The following is a 24,205-nucleotide window of genomic DNA, read 5'->3' on the forward strand; positions in this document are numbered from 1 at the left end:
ATGGATATTAATTACGAACTTTACAAGGTGTTCTACCATGTGGCTGTCTCCCTAAGCTTTTCGGAGGCGTCCAAGCAGCTCTTCATCTCTCAGTCAGCCGTCAGCCAATCTGTCAAGGTACTGGAGAAAAAGCTGAATCAGAACCTTTTTATCCGCAGCACAAAAAAGGTGCAGCTGACTCCCGAAGGGGAGATCCTGCTGCGCCATATTGAGCCTGCGATTCATCTGATTCAAAGAGGAGAAAACCAGCTCATGGAGGCTGGTTCCTTAGGCGGCGGCCAGCTCCGCATCGGAGCCAGCGATACGATCTGCCGCTATTTTCTTGTTCCCTATTTAAGCCGTTTTCACAAGGAATTTCCGGGAATCCACATTAAGGTCACAAACCAGACCTCCATCGGCTGTGTGGATCTGCTGGAAAACGGGCAGGTAGATCTCATCTTTACCAATTACCCGAATTCCCGCCTGGGCAACTCCGGCCACCTGCGAAAGGTCCGCAGCTTCCAGGACGTATTCATTGCAAACCGGCACTATTTCAGCCTGGAAAATCAAAAGCTGACCTTCCGGGAGCTCCTGAATTATCCGATCCTGATGCTGACGCGCCAGAGCACTACCAGCGAGTACCTGCACAATCTGTTTCAGCAGCACCAGCTCGATCTGGTTCCTGAAATCGAGCTGAGCAGCAACGATCTTCTGCTGGATCTGGCTTCCATCGGACTTGGAATCGCCTTTGTCCCGGACTACTGCCTGCCGGGAACCTCGCCAGATCTCTTTCAGATCACGCTGGCGGAAGAGCTTCCGCCCCGCCAGCTCATGATCGTACACAGCGAGCAGCTGCCCTTAAGTCCGGCCGCCAAAAAGTTTATGGAATATTTTGACTGACTCGCCGGCCTATCGTGTCATGCTCCGCAATGCCGTTTGGCTTCCCTGGCCCTACCTCGTATAATAGAACATGCTTCCCTTATATTTTTCATTCAGAGTCTGCAGGCTGGTAAACACACACTGAATTCCGTCCGGAAATGCACCCAGGCTGTCATACTCCTTTACAATGCTGCTGATTTGACGTTCTATTTCCTCACAGAGCCCATCCTGCATATGCCATTCTCTCTGTTTCTCTGTCTCAAAAAATACATGAACACTGCTGAAAAGAATCTCTACTCTGCCGACATCCCGAGCCTCAACAGCTTTTATGCGGGCCGATGCCCGCTGCAGAATTCTTTTACCAATCTCGTCCTGCAGCGTATCGTAGCAGACGAGCATATCAGCTGCTCCGCAATATTCTTCGTGAATTTGATATTTTCTGCACAGCTCGGAAAATTTTCTTCCAATTCTCTCCTGTTTTCTGAAATCCGGATTTGCTCCTTTCATCATCTTCCTTCTGCTGGCACCGTCCCACAGTACTAGTTTCAGGCGGATTCGCCCCGCATTTGTAAAGCCACAGAAATAATCATATACTTCCATGCCAAATGTATCCTTGAACCACCCGCCAAGCTCCTTCAGAAGCGGTTCCTTTTCTGTGTGTCCAGCCAGAATATCAGCCGCATGGGCATATTCCCGTTCAGACAAAAGCATTATATTCCCTCCCAGAACTCCCCGATCCTTTTTCCGGCATCCTTCAGGCGGCAAACCTGGCAGTCCCCCCACTCCAGAGGAAACAGCCCCCTGTAATCGCTGCCCAGGAACCGGTTGTCGAGAAGCAGAATCACTCCCCGGTCTTCGTCTGTACGAATTACGCGGCCGGCGGCCTGCAGAACCTTATTCATACCGGGATACCGGTATGCATAGGCAAAGCCGTCCATTCCCTTCTCTTCATAATACTGGCGCAGAATCTCCCTCTCATGGCAGACCTGGGGGAGGCCGGTTCCGACCACAGCCGCCCCTATCAGGGCCTCACGCTTCAGATCGATTCCCTCGGAAAAAATTCCTCCCAGCACGCAAAAGCCCAGCAGGCTTTTTCTTCCCCCGGCTTCAAACTGCCCGAGGAAGGCCTCCCGCTCCTCCTCCTTCATTCCGGACCGCTGTATCGCACATTCTGCCAGTCCTCCATATTTGTCCTGAAATACTTCAAAAACCTCCTGCATCATCCGGTAGGAAGGAAAAAACGCCAGATAATTTCCCTTCCTTCCCTCTGTCATTGCCGCCAGATAATCTGCAATTCTCTCATATTCCGTCCGGTTCCGCCTCGTATACCGGCTGCTCACATCCTGTCCCAGCAGAAGAAGACGCTTTTCTGCGGAAAACGGCGAGCGGGCATAAACCGCGTAATCATTCTCATCGCCAAGAAGATGCTTATAGTAAGGCATTGGAAGCAGGGTAGCCGAAAAAAATATCGCAGCGTTCCCTTTGTCAAGGCATTCCCTTAAGCTTTTGGCAGTCTCCACACAGTACAGCTTCAGGCGGAAATGTCCGTCCTCCCCTATTTCACTATATATCACATAATTTTCATCGAGCCGGTCTGCCGTGTTCAGGAAATCCCGGACCTGAAACCAGAAGTCCAGAACCTCCTTCTGCAGCTCCGGGTCCGCCCCCTCCTCCCGAATCCGGTCAAGCTCGGTAGAAAGAGACAGAAGCTGAAGCACGAATGCCCCCACATCCTCATGAAGCTGGTACGTATCGCATTCCTTTTTCAATCCCAGCAGATATTTATTGCAGCGCTCCAGACATCTCTCAGCTTTTTTATACCGTCCCTTTACCTTCCGTTTCAGCTCCAGAAAATCCTCCTTGCAGAGAGAGGCGCTGAACATTTCCCGTCCTCTCTCCACCAGATTGTGAGCCTCATCGATCAGGAAGAGATATTCTCCCTTCACGCCCTCGGCAAAAAACCGCTTCAGGCGAACGCCGGGATCAAAGACATAATTGTAATCGCATATCACCGCGTCCGTCCAGGACGCCGTATCCAGGCTCAGTTCAAAAGGGCAGACCTGGTGCTTATGCGCCTGCTTCAGAAGGACCTCCCGGCTCAGCTCATCCGGCCCTTCTGTCAGAAGCTCAAAGACTGCTGCATTTACCCGGTCAAAATGCCCCTTCGCATACGGACAGGCTTCCGGATTGCATTGAACCTCTTCGCAGATACAGAGCTTTTCCTTGGCCGTCAGCGTCACGGTTTTCATGCGCAGCCCCTTCTCCCGCAGGATACGAAAGGTCTCCTCCGCCACCGTGCGTGTAACTGTCTTTGCCGTCAGATAAAAAATCCGGTCTCCCAGCCCCTCCCCCACAGCCTTTACCGCCGGAAATACGGTCGATATTGTCTTGCCGACTCCTGTGGGCGCCTGAATAAACAGCCGCTTCTTCCGGGCAATCGTCCGGTAAACGCCTGCCGCCAGGTCATACTGCCCTTCCCGGTAGGGAAACGGAAATTCAAGTGGGCGGATACTTTCTTTCCGTGTCCTCTTCCACTCGAACTGAAATCCCGCCCATTTTCTGTATTCCTCCAGAAGCCCGGAAAACCATTCCTCCAGCTCCTCCCTGGTTCTGGTCTCCCGAAAAGCTTTCAGCTCTTCCGTCTCCAGATTCCCGTAGGTGAGCTGCACTCCGATCTCCGGCAGCTCCTGCTGGCTTGCATAGATAAAAGCGTAGCAGAGGGCCTGAGCCAGATGCACTCCCAGCGGTTTCTCAATCAGCCCCAAATCCCGGTAGACGCCTTTAATCTCATCGATCCAGCTCATCCCGTCTTCGGAAAAAATCCCGTCGGCACGCCCCTCGACCACACAGTCAAACTCTCCCATCGGCACCTTGATTTTCAGCGGAACCTCGGCTGCATAGCCAGCCCCCATCCGTTTCTGTATTTTTCTGTGAAGGCGGCTTCCAGCCTGCATGGCAAGAGGATCCGCTTTTCCCGTTATCCTGTTGTCCAGATCTCCCTCCCGCAGAATAAATTCCACAAGCGACCTGACGGAAATCCGAATCTCAGTTCTCATCTCATCCATAGGCTCATTGTAGCACAAAAAAAGGAACTGGTAAACCAGCCCCTTTTCCTGTGATGAAGTAAGTTCCTGAGCATCCGGTCCGGAAAAAATCCCCCGTTTTTTATTTCACGTTTTTTATTTCACGTTTTTTGTTTTGTGTACTTATTTTGCGTATTTATTCCGCAGTCTTATGCGCGTGGAAATGAAATACCGCTCAGCCCTGCCTGCGCACAGCTTCAAAATAGGCAAAGAGCCCCTCCGCCAGAACCGGGTCGATCACCGGAATTCCCAGATCCTTCTCCAGATCCCGGGCGATGCCGATGGTTGCCAGACCTGTGCAGCCAAGAGCAATTACCTCCGCGCCCATTTCTTTCAGCTCCCTCGCTTTCCGGAAACAGGATTCTCTTCCTTCCGGCGTCATCAGATCGAGTGTGCTGTTTACTCCCTCGGGTCTTCCCACAGCCACCAGTTTTTCCGGCGGAATCATCCGCAGGTAGGCCTTGGGAGCATAATCCACAATTCCCAGAACCGCGATCTTTTCCCCGTAACGGAGCGCCAGCGCTGCTGTGGTCTCTCCGCCTCCTGTTACCGGAATGCCGGGAAGCGCCTTACGCACCTCTGGCACACCCGGATCATCAGCGCAGCTGACAATAATCATATCCACATCTTCAAAGGATTTTGCCGTCTCCACAACCTTTGGCACCGCAATCCGCTCCAGTTCATGGCTGTGAATTCCTTCCGGCTGATCCGGAATACATTTGGAAACACAGCGGATTCCGGGATAATGCTCCTCGATAAACCGCCCATGCATACCCACAAATTCCGGATCGTCAGAGGTCAGAACACGGATGACTCCCACAGTAAATTTTTTATCCATGATCTATTTCCTTCCTTATTCCTTATTCCTTATACACAATATTCCATGTAATCTATACGCAGCCCTTCTATGCCGATACCTTCTGCTGCCGCGCACGGAAAATCTTAAACCACAAATTTTCCCTTATCAATAATCAGTTTGTCATCAAAATACAGCGTCGGCTCAAGGATAATTCCATCCATATGGCAGTCCGCCTTATTGGTGCCTCCGAAAGAGGTATTGGTTCCGAAAGCGATATGCACGGTTCCGTACACCTTTTCATCTTCCAGAATAATGCCGTTCAGAATGGCGGCCTCATTTGTGCCGATACCCAGCTCGCCTACCGTGGCGTTGCGCTCATTGGCCAGGAGGACATCCAGTTTTCCGTCCTTATCGCCCTCGATCTTCTGAAGCTTTCCGCCCCGGATGGTGACCTTCAGCGGAGCATCCAGCTTGCCGATGCCCACCATGGAACCGTCAATGATCATCTCACCATTGACGCCGTCCTCCAGGGGCGCGATATAAGCCTCGCCGGAAGGCAGGTTTCCGCTCTGTCCGGCTTCCCTGTATACACCGGGGCTGGGAATTCCTTTGCGTCCTTCCAGATCCAGAGTCAGCACGCAGCCGTCCTTTTCGATTCTGGCTGTCTTGCATTCCGTCAGCATCTCTGTAATCTTTGCAGTCAGCTTTTCCACAGCGCTGTAATCTGCCGTCATGGCTCCCTGGGAGAACATCTCCTCCGTGATGCCCGGCATGGTAGCCACTCTGGTGCCCGCCGCCACTGCCTGAATTCTAGCATTGGTATGGGTCAGGGACTTGGCTGTGGGGCAGATCACGATATCCGCCGCTTTCATGGCTTCCGCAATCGCCTTCGGCGGCTCTTCGCCGTTGAGCTCCCGCTCTTTCATCACGGTCAGCATGGCCTCGCAGCCCAGATTCTTCGCGCCCTCGTACAGGGCCTGCGCGATAGAAACTCTTGTGTCATCCGTGACGATAAAGACCTCTTCCCCGGCTTTCGCGCCCAGGCAGTCTCTTAACACATTTTCAGAAATCGTTACTAAATCCATGTTCCGTCTCCTATTCCACGTCTGTCAGCTCAGAGATCACGCGGGCCAGCAGGGTCCTCGGCAGAACCACCAGCTTTCCGGTCTCTCTGGCAAACATATTTTTCATCTCCTGGGTAAATCCGATACAGTCCAGAATTACCAGGTCGCCGTCCATATCCTTTACCTGGCGGGCGGCTTTTTCAAGTGTCTCCCAGTCCCCATAGGGTGAGGCAGGCACTGCCTTTACATGATCCACGAACTGAGACCATTTCTTCTCACACTGCTCCACCTGAAGCGGAGACGGCGTAATCGTAATGATGCTGGATTTCTTGGTAAGCAGAGGAGCCACGCGGTTCAGGATGTGGCAGGGATACACCAGGGGGACCTTGGAAGTAAGGCTGTCCGGAAAATCTCCGGTACAGAAAAACATAATCAGGCGTACGCCTTCGTCCTCCAGCTCATGAATGCATTCCTGAAGCCTCGGCAGAATGTGGCGCTCCGCAAAGGTCACGGAAGAACCGTCCGTCAGGCGGGAAACCAGAACGTAATCCCCTTCCTCAGGAGCGAAACGGGCGATCTCTTCCTTTGTCAGCCCGTCCAGTCCTCCTCTCTGGAGAAGCTCTACTTTGCCGTCAAAAAGCCGCATGATATCTGCCGTCACATCTGTTCTGGGAGCCTGTCCGATGGTAATCGCTCCGATTTTCATGGCATTCCCTCCTTAGTCTTCTTTGCCCAGTGTCTGCAGATGCTTCATGGAGCCATACAGCTTCTGAAGACGCGCATACTCTTCCTCATCGTAGAATTTCAGTTCGCCCCTGCCGAAGTCCTTGGCTACCTCCAGCATGAAACGGGCAGCCTCTTCCACATCCGCAAAATGGGTCGCTCCTGTCGCGCAGCCCGGAACCATCACTTCCGCGGTGATTGCCACGCCTACCACCGGAGCGTCCGTAGCCGTACAGGGCTGCAGAACACTGTTCAGATGATATACGTCATTTCCATATGGAGTAATATCCTGCATGGTCAGCGGGAATACATAGGGAAGACGTCCCGTGGTGATCTGCATCTTCTCCAGCAGATCCTCAGAGGTACGTAAGATCCATCCTTCCTTTACAGTCGGGGAAATGGCGAAGCCCCTCGTATTGATTACCCGGTTGCCCTTTGTGGTATCCACAGACAGGATAGCGTCCAGATCCGGAGATACCTCTTCTCTGTTCACCTGTGACATCTCTACCGGAGATCCCATGAAGGGAACCGGCTTATGGGGCGCTGTGGGCGCATGGGGGCAGATCTGTGTGGAAATAAATACGTCGCCCTCCAGATAATCTCCCTTATTCTGCATATCCAGCAGCTTCGCAGCGATAGCGATTGCAGCCAGGGCTCCGTCACCGTCTGATACGAAGCCAATCATCTCCGGACGCGCGCCGATACCGCCGAGACGTCCCAGAAGGCCGATGGTGGGCGCTTCTCCGCCTGACATCTTTCCTTTTGTTCCGGGGATGCGCACTTTAACCATATCTGTGCTTTCTCCCTTGGGACCTTTCAGAGCATAGACTTCGATATTGGCATCAGCCTTAATACTGCGGAGATATTCCTCCACGGATTTACCCGTCACCGTACTGCTGTCCAGCACGTCAAACACTTCCATAATCTGTTTAATCAGCATAATGATCTACCTCCTATATCGTTTTTTTTGATTATAAGTCTTTTATTCTGAATACGCAACGAATTTTTTGACATTTCTTTCCCCGGATACGGAAAGGCGGTCTGCCGCTTCATTCCTGTAATAATATGTAAAATTTAATGAAATTTTTTTCGTTTTTTTATAAATTCTTTAGATTCTTTCATTTTTATTTGACATTTCTTAATTTTAATGAGAAAATTGAGCGAAGTTATTTTTTAAAAGGAGTGTGAGTTTATGGAGAAACCCAAGTACGAAGTGCCAAAGGAATTAATCATTCCTGCTTCCGAACACCCCAAGGCATTTGAAGGCCCTACACTGATATTGAATATTATTATGTGTGCTCTGGGAGCCATCATCGGTCTTGAGCTCATCGTCCGTACAGGCGTGACGCCGAACACCTCTATCATCGGAGCTTTGTTCGCCATCGTTCTGTCCCGGATTCCCGTCGCATTCTGTCAGAAGTTCCGCAGCGTGCACCGTCAGAATCTGATTGCTACCTCTATCTCGGGCGCAACTTTTTCCGCGGCCAACTGCCTGCTTCTGCCCATTGGTATTCCGGTGGTTATGGGACGCCCGGATCTGGTATTTCCGATGCTGATCGGCGTATTTATCGCCACTGTCATCGATGCCACAATCCTTTACCGCAGCTTTGACTCTGAAATGTTCCCGGCTGACGGCGCATGGCCGCCGGGAGTAGCTTCTGCCGAGTCCATCCTGGCTGTAGTAGAAAAAGGAAAGAAAGCTTTCCTTATGATTGTCGGTATTGTAATCGGCTGGGTCGGCAAGCTTGCCGGAATTCCCACGGACCTGCTGGGCGTATCCTGGTTCGGCGATTTCTTTGCCATGCTGGCTCTGGGCGTAGGTTCTATCGTCATCGGCGTGATCAATGACAATGGATTCGTTCTGTCCCTGTTCGGCCACAGCGCGTCTCTGTTCTCAGGCATTTTCCCGGAAGGCTTTTCTTCCAGCGCCATGATCACCTACATGCCCCACGGCGTTATGATCGGCGCAGGCGCCGTCTCCCTGATTCAGTGCGCAGTCATGCTGATGAAAAAAGGCAAGAATGGCACCGATACTTCCGCTACCGGAAGAAAATATACCCGCAGCATGAACAGCTTAAAGAAGACTCTTGTGGGCGGCTACGGCGTGTATCTGATCGGAGCTTTTATCCTGGCTCTCGGATGCGGTATCCTTACCGATATGTCTCCGGTCAAGCTGATCATCTGGCTGATTTACACAGCCTTTGCTGCTATCGCGTCTGAGCTGATCGTAGGAATTTCCGCTATGCATTCCGGCTGGTTCCCGGGATTCGCTACCGCTCTGATCTTCCTGCTGGTAGGTATGCTGATCGGCTTCCCGCCGATTCCGCTGGCTCTGATGGTAGGCTACACTTCCGCTACCGGTCCCGCCTTCTCAGATATGGCTTATGACCTGAAGTCCGGTTACATCTTAAGAGGTTCAGGCGTAGATCCGGAGCTGGAGATGGAAGGAAGAAAACAGCAGTACCGCGCGAACATTTTCTCCTTCGCCGTTGCTCTGATTATCGTCATCTTTATGGCAAACCGCTACTTCGATCAGGGACTTTTTGCTCCTGTAAGTGCCACCTTTGCTGCTACCATTGACGCGGGAACCAATGCTGAAATCGCAAAATGGCTCTTTATCTGGGCTATCCCGGGCGCAATCATTCAGCTGATCGGCGGCGAGCGTCAGATCGGTATCCTGTTCGCTACCGGTCTTCTGGTAGGAACCACCATGAACGGCGTCACCATTCTGATTGGTCTTCTAATCCGCCACATCCTGCTGAAGCGCAACGCTGAGCATGAGCAGACCCTGAATATTCTGGGCGCAGGCGCTCTGGCCGGAGCTGCTCTGTGCAGTTTCTTCACCGCTACGCTTGGATTGTTTAACAGAAGCGATTCATAAAGAGGGAAACAGATATGACTATCTCGGAAGCTCTGGAAAAAAGACGGAGCATTCGAAACTTCAGTTCCAAACCGGTTTCTGAAGAACTTCTGCTGGAGCTGGCCCGGGCAGGACGCCTGGCGCCCAGCGCCAGCAACCTTCAGGCCTGGCAGTTTTTCTTTCTGACAGATCCGGAGCTGGTGAAAAAGGTAGACCTTTTCAGCCCGGGCTTAAGCGGCCATCCGCCGGTCATCCTGGCCATCTGTTCTGATATGGGATACGCCGCAGTACACGGTTCTCCCAATTCCGAACGCTACGGCTGCATCATGGACGCCGCCATGGCTGCGGAAAACATCATGCTGAAAGCCGCAGACCTGGGACTCGGCACCTGTGCCATCAAGTCCTACAATGACGCGGTAGTCCGAAAGCTCTTAAAGCTTCCGGAGAATTACCGGATTGAACTTCTGATTTCCCTGGGCTATCCGGAAGGAGAACCCAGGCCCAGACGGCTTCGTCCGATGGAGGAAATCCTTCATTTCAACGCATGGCAGGAGGAAGTATGAGACAGGAAGATTATTTTGAACTGCTTGTTTACATGATTACCAGTGCCGCAGGCCTGAAAGGCGAGCCGAAAATCTACGGGCCTCTCCGCATGATTGAAGCATCCGAGCGCCTGTGCAGCCTGATGCTGAAGGAAGATCCGGATAATCCGGATCTGAAAGAACTCCGGGAAATCATTGAGACCGGAAAGCAGAAAACCACATCCGATGAGGAAGGCTTCTATCAGATGCTCCAGGATGCGGCTGCAAAGCTGGTAGATATGGTCTGAGGTTTTATCTGAATTTACACAAAAAAATTGAATAAGAAACGTGCGCCGGCCGGCGCATAAGACCAGGGGGCGTTGCAAAATAGATGAGAAATCATCTATGGAGCAACGGCTCCCTTTTTATGCCTAAAAACAGGAAATCCGAAAGGTCTTATTAAAGTACGGCAAAAATCCGGTGTCCTACTCTGAAAACAGAGAAGGCGCCGGATTTTTGAATGTAACGAGCGGAAGTGCCGCTCAATCATCTGTTATTGATGATTTTGCGACACTCCCTTTTCTGTTTTCTGATTTTTCCGATATCTCCTGCCTGACAGGATTTCTCTTCTCTCCCGAAAGACTCTTCCGCTTAATCCTCAAACAGTCCCTCGTCATAGGATACCAGCTTCTTGCCAATCACCGCTTCCGCTTCCTCAAACAGTACTCTCTGATGCATACCTGCGCCCAGAAGCAGCTTTTCCTTCGGGATCTTCACAATAATCACGTCCATATTGTCTCCGATCTCCGCGCTGGATAAAGCCAGACCTGTCTTCGCGTCAAGGGTGCAGAGCAGATCCGGGAAGGTTCCCACACGCTCTCCGTTCTTTTCCAGAGTCATATACTCGTTCCAATAAGTCAGCTCATAATCACTGCCGCCATCCTTGATATGAACCTCGCCCACATCATAGCCGCCGTCCATGCAGAGATTGTACCCGCTGGTCACGCCCCGGCAGATGACCTGAGCTTCATAGTTCTTCTGCAGGAATGCCAGAAACCCTTCCACATTATCTTTGTTCTCCATGTAGGCTTTTCCGATATCCATTGCCTGGGAAATGGCCCCCACAGCCGCGTGGGTTTTCGTGTACTCTGCTGTGACAGGATTGCGCAGTACGCAGCACAGGCCGCCGGAAGCCACAGCTGTCTGGCGGATCATATGGGAGGTGGCATTCATGGTTCCCTTTGTGATTGTCTCCACATACTTGTCTCCCTTGCCTCCGCACGCCGCCTGAACAGTCTTGTAATCCGGAATGGCATTCAGGCCGATGCTGCCCATAGGTCCTGAGGGATGTGCCCGTCCGTTGCTGGGAGCGTCAATGACAGGAACTCCTGTCAGAGCGGATATCACCCAGCCGTTCGAGGTGGATACACCGCCGTTTTCACAGGAAGTAAAGCCGGCAATCGAAGTTCCGCTGGCATTCTCAAAGTTCTTTAATACGGTCTTCCAGTGCTCTACCGTACAGCAGGTATCCTTCGCGGAAGGCGCGCCCACCATAGACACATTCACAATGATATCCTCTGGCTTCAGTTCATCCACGGACATCAGCGTGATCGCGTCTGTATGGCGGAAGGCTTCCTCCATGGCGTCAATTCCCATCTGAAGGCTTCCTCCTCCGCCTCCTCCGAGGAAAAGACCTCCATAGAGAGCCTGCATACAGTTTTCTTTCGTCATTTTCATCATAGAACTAACCCTCCATCTGCTTTTATTTTCTATTTTTCTGCGCAATGCAGCAAGAAGCGTTCCGCTCCCTGCTGCACCGGCATTAATCCTCACACTTTACTTTATGATATACCTTTTTGCCCTTACGGATAATCAGAGCTCCGTCTTCATCCAGATCGTCTGCCGTAAAGGTCTTATACACATCCGTCACTTTCACGTCATTAACCGTTACGCCGCCCTGCTGCACCAGGCGTCTGGCCTCAGAACGGGTAGGCGCAAGCTTCGTCTCCACCAGAAGGGAGAGAATGTCTTTTCCTGCCTCCATATCAGCCTTCGGAACCGCTGTCGTCGGCATATCGTCCGTCTTGCCTCCGCTGACAAAAAGGGCCTTGGCCGCTCCCTCAGCCTTTTTCGCCTCATCCTCGCCGTGAACCAGAGCCGTCAGCTCATAGGCCAGAATCTCCTTCGCGCGGTTCAGCTGGCTTCCTTCCCATTTGTCCATCTCATCGATCTGCTCCAGAGGCAGGAAGGTCAGCATCCGCAGGCATTTCAGTACGTCAGCGTCCGCGATATTTCTCCAGTACTGGTAAAAATCAAACGGTGAGGTCTTGTCCGGATCAAGCCACACGGCGCCGGACTGGGTCTTGCCCATCTTCTTTCCCTCAGAATTCAGAAGCAGAGTGATGGTCATAGCGTAGGCGTCCTTGCCCAGCTTCCGGCGGATCAGTTCCGTACCGCCCAGCATATTGCTCCACTGGTCGTCTCCGCCAAACTGCATATTGCAGCCGTATCTTAAGTACAGCTCGTAGAAGTCATAGCTCTGCATCAGCATGTAGTTGAATTCCAGGAAGCTTAAGCCCTTCTCCATTCTCTGCTTGTAGCACTCTGCGGTCAGCATCCTGTTTACAGAGAAATGGGGACCTATCTCACGCAGGAAATCCACATAGTTCAGATTCAGCAGCCAGTCCGCGTTGTTTACCATCAGAGCCTTGCCTTCTGAAAAATCGATGAAACGGCTCATCTGCTTTTTGAAGCAGTCGCAGTTGTGCTGGATAGTCTCCACCGTCATCATCTGACGCATATCGGAACGTCCGGAAGGATCTCCCACCATTCCTGTTCCGCCTCCCAGCAGGGCGATGGGCCGGTTGCCAGCCTCCTGCAGGCGCTTCATCAGGCACAGGGCCATGAAATGGCCCACATGAAGGGAATCCGCAGTCGGGTCAAATCCAATGTAGAAGGTCGCCTTTCCGTTGTCAATCAGTTCCCGGATCTCCTTTTCGTCCGTCACCTGGGCAATCAGGCCGCGGGCTGTCAGTTCATCATAGATTTTCATTGTTCTTTTCTCTCCTTTGGTTTTCTTTTCCGTATTTGTACAGGGCGATGAGTCTGAATGCTCCCGCGGGAAGCAGCGCGCTTCCTGTAAAAAAAACTCCCGCCCTTTCACTGAAAGGACGAGAGTGTACATTCTCCCGTGTTACCACCTTACTTCACAGCTGCCTCACGACAGCTGCCTCTGTCGGTATCCGAACAGCCGAATACCCTGACGCTGTAACGTTCGTCTCTTACGTCGCAGCCTACTCGCCGTCCGAAGACTCCTGCTTTGGGTGCGCAGCTCAGGGAGGTATTCAAGCTGAAGTACTCCGTGCGCCTCTCATCCTCCGGCTGCTTTCTGTACGGCTCTCCTTAAGCTCTACTTGTTCCCGTCAAAGCCTTTCTGGTATGTTGGATTTATATAAATCTGGGTTCATTATATCGGCTGGGAAAATATTTGTCAAGCCCCGGCTATCCATCCTGTCTTCCTATCTCGATTTCTGCTTAAGCTACTGCAAATTTGGACAGCACACGGTCAAACTCCTGATCTTCGCCATGGCATTTCACAGTCAATTCCCGGTTCAGGTCCATGCTCAGCACGCCCAGCAGAGACTTTGCATCAATCATAATCCGATTATAGCAGATATCCACGTCAAAGTCACACTGGCTCGCGCCGCGCACAAATTCTTTCACGTCTTCAGCAGCATTCAGTTTAATCTTTCTTTCCTGCATTTACATACACTCCTTAAAGGTTAAAAATATACTGTTATTGTGGATGTTTCCATATAAATCAAAGACGGCTTCTACAATTTCCGTCACGCAGGCTATTATGACAGCCCGCCCATCTTTTGTCAATCCATTCTGATTCGTCCATTCCCATGAATATTTTGAACTGCATTTATGGGTTTCATACAATTTTTCATGCCATGCGCTCTGAAAAAGGCTCAAATTTATCAGTACATGGAAATTTCTGTATCTCCCATGAGTATAAAAAACGTAAATACTTTGCGTATTTACGTCTATTTTTCTAATTCGTTGACAAACCTGCCTGCTCCTTTCAAGCAGATGCTTCTTTTAATCTCTGGCCTCGATCAGAATAAAAATGCCGGACTTTATCCGGATCAGCGCTTTCTCCTCCACAATTTCATTGCTGACGCCAAAGCCCGCGCTTCCTGTGCTGGTAAACGTATGATCTGTCAGGGGATATTTAAATCCAATCAGATCGACGCCAGTGACCTCCGTAGTCAACGGAATCAGGGACACATAATCTCCATACTGCTCTTCCTTCAAAATCACAGTCTCTCCGTCAATCAGACGGATTCTGTTTTTTTCATCCAGCAGTTCGCAGAGCACGCCTTTCTTTTTTGCCAGCATCATACTCTGAATATTTCCCAGCACATGATCAATGCGGCTTCCGGTGCCTCCCAGAATCGCTATCTCCGCGCTTCCAAGATCCAAAGCCAGCTCTATGGCAATCTGGGTATCCGTGGAATCCTTCACCGGATTGAAGGTCCGCACCTCGATATCCTTCCGGCAACGGTAATAATCCACCAGCTCCGGCGCCGCCGTGTCAAAATCCCCTACCACATGAGTCGGTTCTATCCTGTTGTCAAAAAGAAAGCGCAGTCCGTTGTCTACGCCGATGATCCGCTCAAAGCTCTGTTGTTTTAAAAAGGACAGGGCAAAATCTCTGTCGATTCTGCCCCCGCTTACAATCAATGTTCTCATGCTTCACCTAAAGCCTTCAGGAAGTCCTGCACATTCTTTTTTGCATCGCCGGAAAAGACTGCAGATCCTGCCACGATAATATTTGCCCCTGCATCCAGAACTGTTTTTACATTGTTCAGCTTGATGCCTCCGTCCACTTCGATATCTGTCTCCAGACCGCGCTCGTCAATCATCTTCCGAAGCTCACGAATCTTGCGCGTACAGCTCTCAATATACTTCTGTCCGCCGAAGCCCGGATTTACTGTCATCAAAAGAACCATATCCACATCCTCAAGGATATAATCCAGCTCTGTCAGCGGTGTAGCCGGATTCAGGGCCACGCCTGCCTTCACCCCCGTCTCCCTGATGGCCGCGACGGTCCGGTTCAAATGTGTACAGGCCTCTGCGTGCACAGTGATAATATCCGCGCCCGCATCCACAAAGGCCTGGATATAGCGATCCGGATCGTTGATCATCAGATGGACGTCAAATACCATGACAGAATTTTTTCGGATAGCTTCAATCACCGGAAACCCCAGAGACAGACTGGGCACGAAGCTTCCGTCCATCACGTCAATGTGAAGATACTGGGCTCCGGCATTTTCCACCCGTTTTACCTCTTCACCAAGCGCCGCAAAATCTGCTGCAAGAATTGATGGTGCCAGCTTATTCATGTCAATACCTCCTCTTTTCTTTCAGTTCATTATATAGAAGCTTATAGTTCTCATACCGTATCGGGCTGATCCGTCCCTCCGCAAGGGCCTTCTGCACTGCGCAGTCCGGCTCATGAATATGAGCGCAGCCTTGAAAGCGGCAGTCTTCTTCATACTCCGCAAATTCCGGAAAATAGCTTCCCAGCTCTTCCTTCTCCATATCAGGCAGATAAATGGAGCTGAAGCCCGGTGTGTCGCAGATGTAGCTGTCCTCATCCAGGGCAAAAAGCTCTGAATGGCGGGTAGTATGACGCCCTCTTTCTATCTTTCTGCTGATATCTCCAGTCTCCATCGACGCCTCCGGGGACAAAAGATTGATCAAGGATGATTTTCCGACCCCGGAGGGACCTGCCACCGCCGTAGTCTTGCCCTTCAGGATCCTTCGGATCTCATCTATCCCGCTTTGCTCTTTGGCACTGGTAAAATGCACCTCATACCCGGCGCTTATGTAAGTATCCTTCAGCAGCTGAAGCTCCTGCTCCGTCACAATGTCCTGCTTGTTAAAGCAGAGCACTGCCGGGACATCCTGATACTGCATCAATATCAGAAACCGGTCCAGCAGATTAAAGTTTGGCCTCGGCTTTGCTGCCGCAAAGATGACAAGCGCCTGATCCACATTCGCCACTGCCGGCCGGATCAGCTCGTTCTTCCTGGAAAGGATTTTCTCGATATTTCCTTCCTTGTCCTGCTCATCCAGAACAGTCATCCTTACGTTGTCTCCCACAAGAGGCTTTATTTTCTGATTTCGGAAAATTCCCTTTGCCTTACATTCATAGATGCCGGATTCTCCTGCGTGAACATAGTAGAATCCGGCAATCCCTTTTATAATCTTTCCCTGCATGAGCCTTTACTCTCAGGCTGTAGGCTGTTCTGAACCAGAGCCAGTTCCGTCAGACGGTGTGGAGGGTTCTGTGGCCAGCCCCGTCTTTCCACATATCGTACACGTGCCACTCGCGTCCGGCGTATGATTGCAGGTATCCGGATTCTGTCCAAGGCTCACTGTGATATTAACCAGGCTTCCCGGCTTTGCCGATCCTGTGTCCTGGGCTATCACCTTTCCCTTTTCAGAAGCTGAGCTGTATGCCGTATTCACACTGGTGCCAAAGCCTGCTGCCGACAGCTTTTGCATCGCCTCTTTTTCGGTCAGTCCCATAACTCCCGGAATAGCAACCGTCTCCACCGGCTTCGGTCCCCTGCTGACCACGATATTCACCGTACTGCCGGCCGCTACCGTACTGCCGTTGCCTGGATTATAAGAAATGACGTCTCCAGCCGCCACCGTATCACTGTATTCCTCAGAACGGGATACCTTCAGTCCCTTTCCAGTCAGATAAGCAGTCACTGCGCTTTCGCTACTGCCGTCCTTCATGGCATTTCCGATATATACGTCTGTATTCTCCTTTCCCCTGCTGACTACGTAGCTGACGCTCGTTCCCTTCTCTACCTGGCTTCCAGCAGAAGGACTCTGTGAAATGATGTTTCCTTCCTCCACTGTATCGCTGTATTCCTGCGTCACACTGCCGGAGCTCAGTCCCGCTGAGCTCAAAAGCTGCTTTGCTGTAGACTCGCTGCGGTTTCTCAGGTCAGGAACCGCCACCATGGCATCCTCTTCGCTGCCCTTGCTCACCACAACCTGGACGATGCCGCCCTTGTCCACCTTGCTACCAGCTTTAGGCGAGGTAGAAATGACATAGCCCTTATCGACGGTATCGCTGAATTCCTCCGTAATATCCACACTGAGTCCCAGAGCTTTCAGCGCATTCTCTACCTGTGTCCGGGTTTTTCCTTCCAGATCCTCCGGCACCTCTACCTGAGAACCGTCGCCGCAGATATCAACTACAATGGTAGTATTCACATCTACCTCTGTTCCTGCATCCTCACTCTGCTCAATGATCTGGCCTGCCTCATATTCGTCAGAAGAGCGGGTTTCCCCCAGCTTGATCCCCAGGCCCAGCGCGTTCAGCTCCTCCTTGGCCTCAGAATAGCTCTTGCCCAGAAGCTTCGGAACCTTTACCTTTTCTTCTTTGACATCCTCGATCTCTACCTCATTTTCCTTATTGTTGCTGCTTCCGGAACCGCCTCCAAAAATCTGAACAAGAATCACAATCACAATAATTACGATAATCACCGCAGCCGCAATGCCGCCGATCATCATGATCTTTTCCAGCTTTGGATCAAGGACTCCTCCGTCGTCATCCTCGTCATCCTCAGAATCTTCGTCGTCATCCTCGTCGTATTCATCCTCATCGTAATCTTCATCATCGTAATCTTCGTCGTCATAATCTTCATCGTCGTCATCGTAATCTTCGTCATCCTCGTTTTCTTCATTCAGACGATCCAGATATGCATAACGGGATTCAGCGTCATCCTCACTCTGCGGGATTCTTCCCGTCTCCTTTTTGATTTTCGAAATTTCGTCTCTGGTGATTGCCACAGTCTTTGCCCCGTCCGGAACGATGTCCTTGACAAAATTTACATCAGGCGTCAGCAGAGACTGCTTCAGATCCGCAACAAGCTCCGTCACGTTCTGATAGCGGCGGTCCGCACTTTTTTCCGTACATTTCAGAATAATATGCTCCAGGCTTACAGGAACGTCAGACGCATAGACGCGCGGGGATACGATATCCTCCTGCAGGTGCTTCACAGCCACGACCACGGTCGTCTCCCCGTCAAAAGGCACGCGCCCTGTCACCATCTCATACATCACGATTCCCAGAGAATAGATATCACTTCTGGCATCGCTGTATCCACCCCTGGCCTGCTCAGGAGACGTATAATGAACGGACCCCATTGTATCCGCTGTATTCGTATTAGAGGAAACAGATTTCGCAATTCCAAAATCCGTCACCTTCACCTTGCCCTCACGGGAAATAATGATATTCTGAGGCTTGATGTCCCGATGCACAATCTGATTGTTGTGCGCAACCTCCAGGCCGGAGGCCACCTGAATAGCGATGCTGGTAGCCTCTTTGACTGTCAGCCTGCCCTTCTTCTCGATATAGGTCTTCAGCGTGATGCCTTCCACCAGCTCCATGACAATGTAGTTGATATTCTGCTCGTCACCTACGTCATAAACATTCACGATATTCGGATGCGCCAGAGCCGCTGCTGCCTGCGCCTCTTCCTTGAACTTACGGACGAAATTTTTATCTTCCGCAAATTCATCCTTCAGCACCTTCACAGCCACAAAGCGGTTCAGCTTGTGATCCTTTCCCTTAAAGACCTCTGCCATGCCTCCGGTTCCTATCTTCTCCAGAATTTCATAGCGGTCTCCTAAAAACATTCCGATTCTAACCATTTTTACACCTCATCATCCCTGATTCTGTTTTATTCACACGATAGCTGGCCAAACGGCTCTTCTTCCGTCTCTCTATGCCCGTTCAACCAGAACGACGGAAATATTATCCTTTCCACCGTTTCGGTTTGCCATCTCCACCAGCTCCTTGGCCCCGGATTGGAGATCTGCTCTCCGCTCCAGAATCTCCTGGATCTGTGCATCCTCTATCATATTGCTCAGCCCGTCTGAACACAGCAGCAGGCATTCGCCCTTTTCAAGCTTTGTATCGAAATAATCCGGCTCTACCGTCTCAGATACTCCGATCGCCCTTGTAATAATATTTCTCTCGGGATGATTCCTGGCTTCCTCTTTTGAAATCTCTCCCATGCGGACCATCTCTTCCACCAGAGAATGATCCTCTGTGATTTGTTCAATTTTTTTACCAATCTTATACAGACGGCTGTCTCCTACATTCGCCACATATACGGCGCCATCGTCCTTTACCGTGACGGCCACCAGCGTGGTCCCCATGCCTGTGTAAGCCGGAGATTCCCCTGCTTTCTCAATCAGCTTCTGATTTGCATACTGAAATGCGCCCTTTAAAATCTGGAATGGAATCTTCTGCATACTTTTTGTGACTGCTTCGCAGACCCGCGAAACTGTATACTCGGAGGCCAGATCGCCTGCCTTATGACCGCCCATTCCATCTGCCACAAGAAACAGATTTGGCAGATTTCCTACAGGCTTTTCTGATACAAAGATATAATCCTGATTGATTTTCCGGCACCGGCCTACATCTTTTATGCCCCAGGCTTTCAGCATTCGTCTCCTCCTTCCCTGATTTCCTTGATCTGGCGTGCTTTTCACGCCATACAGGTATCCCTGAAAGGGATTTCCTTAATTTGGCGCGTTCTCCGCGCCATCCAGATATCTCCTGCGCAGCTGCCCGCACGCACCGTCGATATCCCGGCCCATTTCTCTTCTAATAGTAACATTAATTCCGTATTTTTCAAGTTCCTTTTTGAAATTGCCGATAACTTTTTTGTCCGGCTGCACAAAGCTCCGCTCGGTCACTGGGTTCACCGGAATCAGGTTTACATGGCTGTGAACAGGCCTTGCAAGCTCTGCCAGACGCCTGGCGTCCTCAGGATGATCGTTCACTCCTCCTACCAGGCTGTATTCAAAGGTCAGTCTCCGCCCCGTCTTCTTAAAATAATAGGCGCAGGCCTCCAGAACCTCGGGAAGCTGGTATTTCCGGGCAATCGGCATCAGCTCCTCCCGCTTTTCCTGCGTGGCTGCATGCAGAGAGAGGGCCAGAGTAATCGACAAATCCTCATCCGCCAGCTCCCGGATCCGGGGCGCGATTCCGCAGGTCGATACGGTGATATTGCGCTGGCTGATATGAAGCCCATGCTCCTCCGAAAGAATCCGGATAAACCGCAGCAGATTCTCATAATTATCCAGAGGCTCCCCGGTTCCCATGACCACCACATTGGACACCCGTTCTCCGGTGTCCTTCTGGATCCGGTAAATCTGATCCAGCATCTCCGACGCTTTCAGGTTTCTCACAAGCCCGCCGATTGTGGACGCACAGAAGCGGCAGCCCATCCGGCAGCCTGCCTGCGACGAAATACATACAGAGTTCCCGTGATGATAGCGCATCAGAACGCTCTCTATCACATTTCCGTCCGCCAGGCGGAACAGATACTTGCAGGTACCGTCCAGCCGTGACCGCTGTACTTCTACGATCTCCAGATTTGTATAATCATATTCCTCTTCCAGCGCTTCCCTTAAAGCCTTTGAGAGATTCGTCATCTCACAGAAGCCGGAAGCCAGACGTTCGTGCATCCAGCTGTAGACCTGATCGGCGCGAAAGGCTTTCTCTCCCCGGGCAAGAAGCGCTTCCCGCAGCTCTTCCCTTGTAAGAGATTTGATGTCTCTATCTTCCATAACGATTTACTGTTTCATTTTCTTTCTGAATTTTGCAATAAAGAAACCGTCGCAGGCGTGCACTCCCGGCAGAAGCTGCAGATATCCCCTGCGCAGCATCTCCTCCGGAGACTCTCCTGACACTCCCGAGGACTGTTCCGCAAGCTCTTTCGGCAAGCAGTTTTCCAGAGACTCTGCCTCATAGGGATAGCGTTCCAGAAACCAGCGGACATTTTCTTCATTCTCTGCGCTGCTGATCGTACAGGTGCTGTAAAGCAGCGTACCGCCTGGTTTTACATAGGCCTGTACTGTATCCAGCATTTTCCGCTGCAGAGCTGCAAGCTCCTCCTGCTGCTCCCGGCTCATTCTGTATTTCAAATCTGTCTTTTTCCCCAGCACGCCCAGACCGGAGCACGGCAGATCCGCAATCAGTACGTCTGCCTTCTCTTCTGAGCCCGGATCCGGCACACAGGCGTCCCGGACTGATACCGTTATATTTTCTGCTCCCAGGCGTCCTGCATTATCCCGGATCAGCGCTGCTTTGTATCCTGTCAGATCCCTGGCGTCCACCTGTCCCTTTGGCCCGGTCTTCTCAGCCAGAAAAAGGCTCTTCCCTCCGGGCGCCGCGCACACGTCCATGCAGGAATCCCCCGGCTTTACGCCTGCCGCTTCTACAGCCAGCATGGAGCTTACGTCCTGCACCTGAAACAGGCCTTCCTGAAATTCCGGCAGGGCTGCCAGATAATCATAGCCTTCTATCTGAAGCGCACAGGACAGATAGGGCGCTTTCTTTACGGCAATGCCTCTTTTCTCAAGCCGCTCCGCCAGCGCATCCGGCGTAATACGGCTCTGGTTTACCCGGATCGTCGCCGGGCGCTCTTCATAAAAAGCTGCCAGAATCCGCTCTGCCAGCTCTCTTCCGTATTGTTTCAGCCAATCCTCTACAATCCATTCCGGCGTGGAATAGCGGACCGACAGATACGGAACAGGCTGATTCTCCGGAGGATACACAATTTCCGGCAGATGTCTCGCGATATTGCGCAGCACTCCATTTACAAACCCTTTCAGCTGGCGAAACCCTTTTTTCTGTGCCAGCTTCACAGCCTCATTGCAGACCGCCGAATCCGGCACACTGTCCATGAATCGCAGCTGATATACAGACAGGCGCAGAATCTCCCGTATCACAGGCTTCTGCTTTCTGACCTTTACACTGGAAAACTGGTCAATGACATAATCGAGCCAGATCCGCCGTTCCAGGGTTCCTTCCACCAGCCTTGTCAGAAAAGAGCGTTCCTGCTTCTCCAGATACTGATATTTTTCCAGCACATTGCGGAGCGCGATATGACTGTATTCCGAGCCTTCTGATACCTCCAGCAGGATTCCCAGGGCCAGCTCCCGGATGTCTGTCCCCTTAGTCACGATCCCTTCCTCCGAAGAGAATTATCAGACGGAGCAGAGACAGAATAGAAGCTGCCGCCGCTGCTACATAGGTCATAGCTGCAGCGTTTAAGACCTTCCTGGTCTGCCTTACCTCGTCTCCATAGAGAATGCCCTGGCTTCCCAGCATCTGAACCGCTCTGTTGGACGCGTCAAATTCCACCGGCAGCGTCACCAGCTGAAACAGTACGCCCAGGGAAAACAGCAGGATTCCCAGATTAATCAGAAAGCTGCTTGTTCCAAAAATCAGTCCTACAATGATAATCGGCCAGGCCGCCGCAGTCCCGAAGTTTGCCACCGGCACCAGGGAATTGCGAATGCGTAAAGGCGCATAATCCTTCTGATCCTGAACCGCATGACCACACTCGTGGGCCGCTACGCCGATGGCCGCCACGGAAGTGGAACCATATACGGAATCCGACAGGCGGAGCACCCGGTTCTTCGGATCGTAATGATCGGTCAGGTTTCCGGCCACACGCTCAATCCGCACATCAAAAATTCCTGCGGAATTCAGAATCCGCTCCGCAGTCTGAGCTCCTGTCATCCCGGACATGCTGCGCACACGGCTGTATTTTGAATACGTCGTCTTTACCTTTGCGGAAGCCCACAGTGAAATAATTACACCGATCAGAATCAGAATATAAGTCGGATCGAACATCCCATAATAGTAACCATATGGCATAAAACGTCATCTCCTTGCTTTTATGCAGAACTGCCGCCCGCAGCTTCTGCCTCTGTGTTGTTTTTTTGTGTACCGTTTCACCTTTCCTGCTCCGGCGCCTGGCCAAGCCTTACGCCTGACTCCAGGTGATATCCCCGAAGGAAGGCCGCCGTGTCCATTCTCTTTTTCCCCTGAAGCTGAAGCTCTGTCACCTTTAAGCTTCCTTTTCCGCAGGCCACGTAAAAAGCATCCTTTTCCACCTTCGTGATCTCCCCGCAGGCCGCTCCCTGGTCCTCTCTCCCACACACATCCGCGGACCAAATCTTCAGAGTCTTATCTCCAAGCCTCGTATAGGCGCTGGGCCAGGGATTCAGTCCTCGGATCAGCCGCTCCAATACAGCTGCATCCTTCGAAAAATCCAGCTCTCCCATCTCCTTCGTGAGCATCCTCGCATACTCCGTCGTGGTCTCACCCTGCTTTTCCGGCTTCAGCTCTCCCTTTTCCAGCTTTTCCAGGGCTTCGACACACAATGACGCCCCGAGAGCAGACAGCTTATCAAACAGGCTTCCGCTGGTTTCTTTTTCGTCCAAAGGCACAGAGCCCTTCAGCAGCATGTCGCCGGTATCCAGGCCTTCATCCATCTGCATGATCGTCACGCCGCTTTCCTTTTCACCGTCGATGACCGCCCACTGAATCGGAGCCGCTCCGCGGTATTTCGGAAGCAGAGAGCCGTGAACATTGATGCAGCCGTATTTCTTCATATGAAGAATCTCCGGCGGCACAATCTGCCCAAACGCAATCACGACAATCGCATCTGCCGGTGTATTCTCCAGCACCTTTACCGTCTCCGGATCCCGGAGCTTCTTCGGCTGAAAAACCTTCAGGCCATGCTTCAGAGCCACTTCCTTTACCGGGGTCGGCGCCAGCTCATGGCCCCGCCCTTTCGGCTTATCCGGCTGCGAAACCACCAGAGTAATCTCATGCCCCGCCCCGATCAGCGCCTCCAGGGTTCCCACCGAAAAATCCGGCGTTCCCATAAAAATCAGCTTCATATTCTCACTCCTCGTCTTCGTCCTCCGCAGTCACGTCATAGATATCGCCTTCTACCAGATCCACATACATCACGCCGTCCAGATGATCCAGCTCATGGCAGATAGCACGGGCCAGCAGCCCCTCGGCCTCCACCTCATAGCGCTCCATCTCTTCATTCCAGGCCTCTGCCTTTACATAATTCGGCCGCGTCACAATACCTGCCTTGCCAGGCACGCTTAAGCATCCCTCGCTGCCTGTCTGCTCCCCGCTTTTTTCCAAAATCTGCGGATTGATCATCGTATAGGGCGTGCCGTCCACGTCAATCACTACGATTCTTTTCAGGATTCCCACCTGGGGCGCCGCAAGCCCCACACCCTGAGCCTCATACATCGTATCGTACATATCCTGAATCAGCTCCCGTATCCGCGGAGTAACCTCCTTCACCTCCCGGCAATTTTTCCTGAGAATTTCATCTCCCAGTTCTCTGATATTTCTGATCGCCATTTTTTCT

The 24,205-nt window shown here is 51.7% G+C and carries 23 protein-coding genes; 4 read left to right on the plus strand and 19 right to left on the minus strand.

Going from position 1 to position 24,205, the window contains the following annotated elements; genetic code table 11:
* Positions 1–879 (plus strand): LysR family transcriptional regulator, encoded by an 879-nt coding sequence (locus B5E77_RS06135; protein ID WP_087164499.1) that lies wholly within the window; start codon positions 1–3, stop codon positions 877–879.
* Positions 880–930: 51 nt separating this feature from the next.
* Here B5E77_RS06135 and B5E77_RS06140 read toward each other — a convergent pair whose 3' ends face one another.
* The 6 genes from B5E77_RS06140 to B5E77_RS06165 all read right to left on the minus strand — a co-directional run bounded on the left by B5E77_RS06140 (position 931) and on the right by B5E77_RS06165 (position 7,467).
* Positions 931–1,569: a hypothetical protein gene (locus tag B5E77_RS06140; protein WP_087164500.1), complete on the minus strand. Its 639-nt coding sequence runs from the start codon at positions 1,567–1,569 to the stop codon at positions 931–933.
* The gene (locus B5E77_RS06145; RefSeq protein ID WP_087164618.1) at positions 1,569–3,923 is read right to left on the minus strand and encodes an ATP-dependent DNA helicase; all 2,355 of its coding nucleotides are present in this window, start codon (positions 3,921–3,923) and stop codon (positions 1,569–1,571) included. Before B5E77_RS06145 ends, B5E77_RS06140 begins: the two co-directional genes overlap by 1 nt.
* A gap of 193 nt (positions 3,924–4,116) precedes the next feature.
* Positions 4,117–4,779, minus strand: a complete 663-nt coding sequence (locus B5E77_RS06150; protein WP_087164501.1) for an aspartate/glutamate racemase family protein — start codon at positions 4,777–4,779, stop codon at positions 4,117–4,119.
* 104 nt (positions 4,780–4,883) lie between these two features.
* Positions 4,884–5,825 (minus strand): aminopeptidase, encoded by a 942-nt coding sequence (locus B5E77_RS06155; protein WP_087164502.1) that lies wholly within the window; start codon positions 5,823–5,825, stop codon positions 4,884–4,886.
* 10 nt (positions 5,826–5,835) lie between these two features.
* Positions 5,836–6,510 carry an AroM family protein gene (locus tag B5E77_RS06160; protein WP_087164503.1) on the minus strand — a complete coding sequence of 225 codons (675 nt, stop codon included), beginning with the start codon at positions 6,508–6,510 and terminating at the stop codon, positions 5,836–5,838.
* A gap of 12 nt (positions 6,511–6,522) precedes the next feature.
* A complete protein-coding gene (locus B5E77_RS06165; protein WP_087164504.1) occupies positions 6,523–7,467 on the minus strand; it encodes a DUF1177 domain-containing protein in 945 nt (314 codons plus the stop codon).
* A gap of 252 nt (positions 7,468–7,719) precedes the next feature.
* On the opposite strand from B5E77_RS06165, the gene B5E77_RS06170 reads away from it, so the two are divergent.
* Genes B5E77_RS06170 through B5E77_RS06180 form a run of 3 tightly spaced genes read left to right on the plus strand, consistent with a single transcriptional unit; the run spans position 7,720 to position 10,216 of the window.
* A complete protein-coding gene (locus B5E77_RS06170; protein ID WP_087164505.1) occupies positions 7,720–9,408 on the plus strand; it encodes an OPT/YSL family transporter in 1,689 nt (562 codons plus the stop codon).
* Positions 9,409–9,422: 14 nt separating this feature from the next.
* Positions 9,423–9,950, plus strand: a complete 528-nt coding sequence (locus B5E77_RS06175; protein WP_087164506.1) for a nitroreductase family protein — start codon at positions 9,423–9,425, stop codon at positions 9,948–9,950.
* Positions 9,947–10,216, plus strand: a complete 270-nt coding sequence (locus B5E77_RS06180) for a DUF6092 family protein (RefSeq protein WP_087164507.1) — start codon at positions 9,947–9,949, stop codon at positions 10,214–10,216. The genes B5E77_RS06175 and B5E77_RS06180 overlap by 4 nt, the downstream gene beginning before the upstream one ends.
* A gap of 343 nt (positions 10,217–10,559) precedes the next feature.
* Here the strand turns inward: B5E77_RS06180 and B5E77_RS06185 are convergent, their stop codons facing one another.
* The 13 genes from B5E77_RS06185 to def all read right to left on the minus strand — a co-directional run bounded on the left by B5E77_RS06185 (position 10,560) and on the right by def (position 24,198).
* The gene (locus B5E77_RS06185; RefSeq protein ID WP_087164508.1) at positions 10,560–11,648 is read right to left on the minus strand and encodes an S-methyl thiohydantoin desulfurase domain-containing protein; all 1,089 of its coding nucleotides are present in this window, start codon (positions 11,646–11,648) and stop codon (positions 10,560–10,562) included.
* 82 nt (positions 11,649–11,730) lie between these two features.
* Entirely contained in the window at positions 11,731–12,960 is a 1,230-nt protein-coding gene (gene tyrS, locus B5E77_RS06190) for a tyrosine--tRNA ligase (RefSeq protein WP_087164619.1), read from the minus strand.
* 482 nt (positions 12,961–13,442) lie between these two features.
* Entirely contained in the window at positions 13,443–13,670 is a 228-nt protein-coding gene (locus B5E77_RS06195; protein ID WP_087164509.1) for an HPr family phosphocarrier protein, read from the minus strand.
* Between the two features lie 342 nt (positions 13,671–14,012).
* Positions 14,013–14,666 carry a thiamine diphosphokinase gene (locus B5E77_RS06200; RefSeq protein WP_087164510.1) on the minus strand — a complete coding sequence of 218 codons (654 nt, stop codon included), beginning with the start codon at positions 14,664–14,666 and terminating at the stop codon, positions 14,013–14,015.
* Entirely contained in the window at positions 14,663–15,319 is a 657-nt protein-coding gene (gene rpe / locus B5E77_RS06205; RefSeq protein ID WP_087164511.1) for a ribulose-phosphate 3-epimerase, read from the minus strand. Before rpe ends, B5E77_RS06200 begins: the two co-directional genes overlap by 4 nt.
* Position 15,320: 1 nt before the next feature.
* On the minus strand, positions 15,321–16,199 hold the full coding sequence (gene rsgA / locus B5E77_RS06210; RefSeq protein WP_087164512.1) for a ribosome small subunit-dependent GTPase A: 879 nt from the start codon (positions 16,197–16,199) through the stop codon (positions 15,321–15,323).
* A gap of 12 nt (positions 16,200–16,211) precedes the next feature.
* Positions 16,212–18,656: a Stk1 family PASTA domain-containing Ser/Thr kinase gene (gene pknB, locus B5E77_RS06215; RefSeq protein WP_087164513.1), complete on the minus strand. Its 2,445-nt coding sequence runs from the start codon at positions 18,654–18,656 to the stop codon at positions 16,212–16,214.
* Between the two features lie 72 nt (positions 18,657–18,728).
* Positions 18,729–19,454, minus strand: a complete 726-nt coding sequence (locus B5E77_RS06220) for a Stp1/IreP family PP2C-type Ser/Thr phosphatase (RefSeq protein WP_087164620.1) — start codon at positions 19,452–19,454, stop codon at positions 18,729–18,731.
* 78 nt (positions 19,455–19,532) lie between these two features.
* Positions 19,533–20,585, minus strand: a complete 1,053-nt coding sequence (gene rlmN, locus B5E77_RS06225) for a 23S rRNA (adenine(2503)-C(2))-methyltransferase RlmN (protein ID WP_087164514.1) — start codon at positions 20,583–20,585, stop codon at positions 19,533–19,535.
* Positions 20,586–20,591: 6 nt separating this feature from the next.
* Positions 20,592–21,983, minus strand: a complete 1,392-nt coding sequence (rsmB, locus tag B5E77_RS06230) for a 16S rRNA (cytosine(967)-C(5))-methyltransferase RsmB (protein WP_087164515.1) — start codon at positions 21,981–21,983, stop codon at positions 20,592–20,594.
* Positions 21,976–22,683 (minus strand): zinc metallopeptidase, encoded by a 708-nt coding sequence (locus B5E77_RS06235; protein WP_087164516.1) that lies wholly within the window; start codon positions 22,681–22,683, stop codon positions 21,976–21,978. The genes rsmB and B5E77_RS06235 overlap by 8 nt, the downstream gene beginning before the upstream one ends.
* A gap of 77 nt (positions 22,684–22,760) precedes the next feature.
* Positions 22,761–23,714, minus strand: a complete 954-nt coding sequence (gene fmt, locus B5E77_RS06240) for a methionyl-tRNA formyltransferase (protein ID WP_087164517.1) — start codon at positions 23,712–23,714, stop codon at positions 22,761–22,763.
* A gap of 4 nt (positions 23,715–23,718) precedes the next feature.
* A complete protein-coding gene (gene def / locus B5E77_RS06245; RefSeq protein WP_087164518.1) occupies positions 23,719–24,198 on the minus strand; it encodes a peptide deformylase in 480 nt (159 codons plus the stop codon).
* Positions 24,199–24,205: the final 7 nt, after the last annotated feature.

The sequence above is a fragment of the Lachnoclostridium sp. An131 genome (assembly GCF_002160825.1).
Lineage (GTDB): Bacteria > Bacillota > Clostridia > Lachnospirales > Lachnospiraceae > Laedolimicola.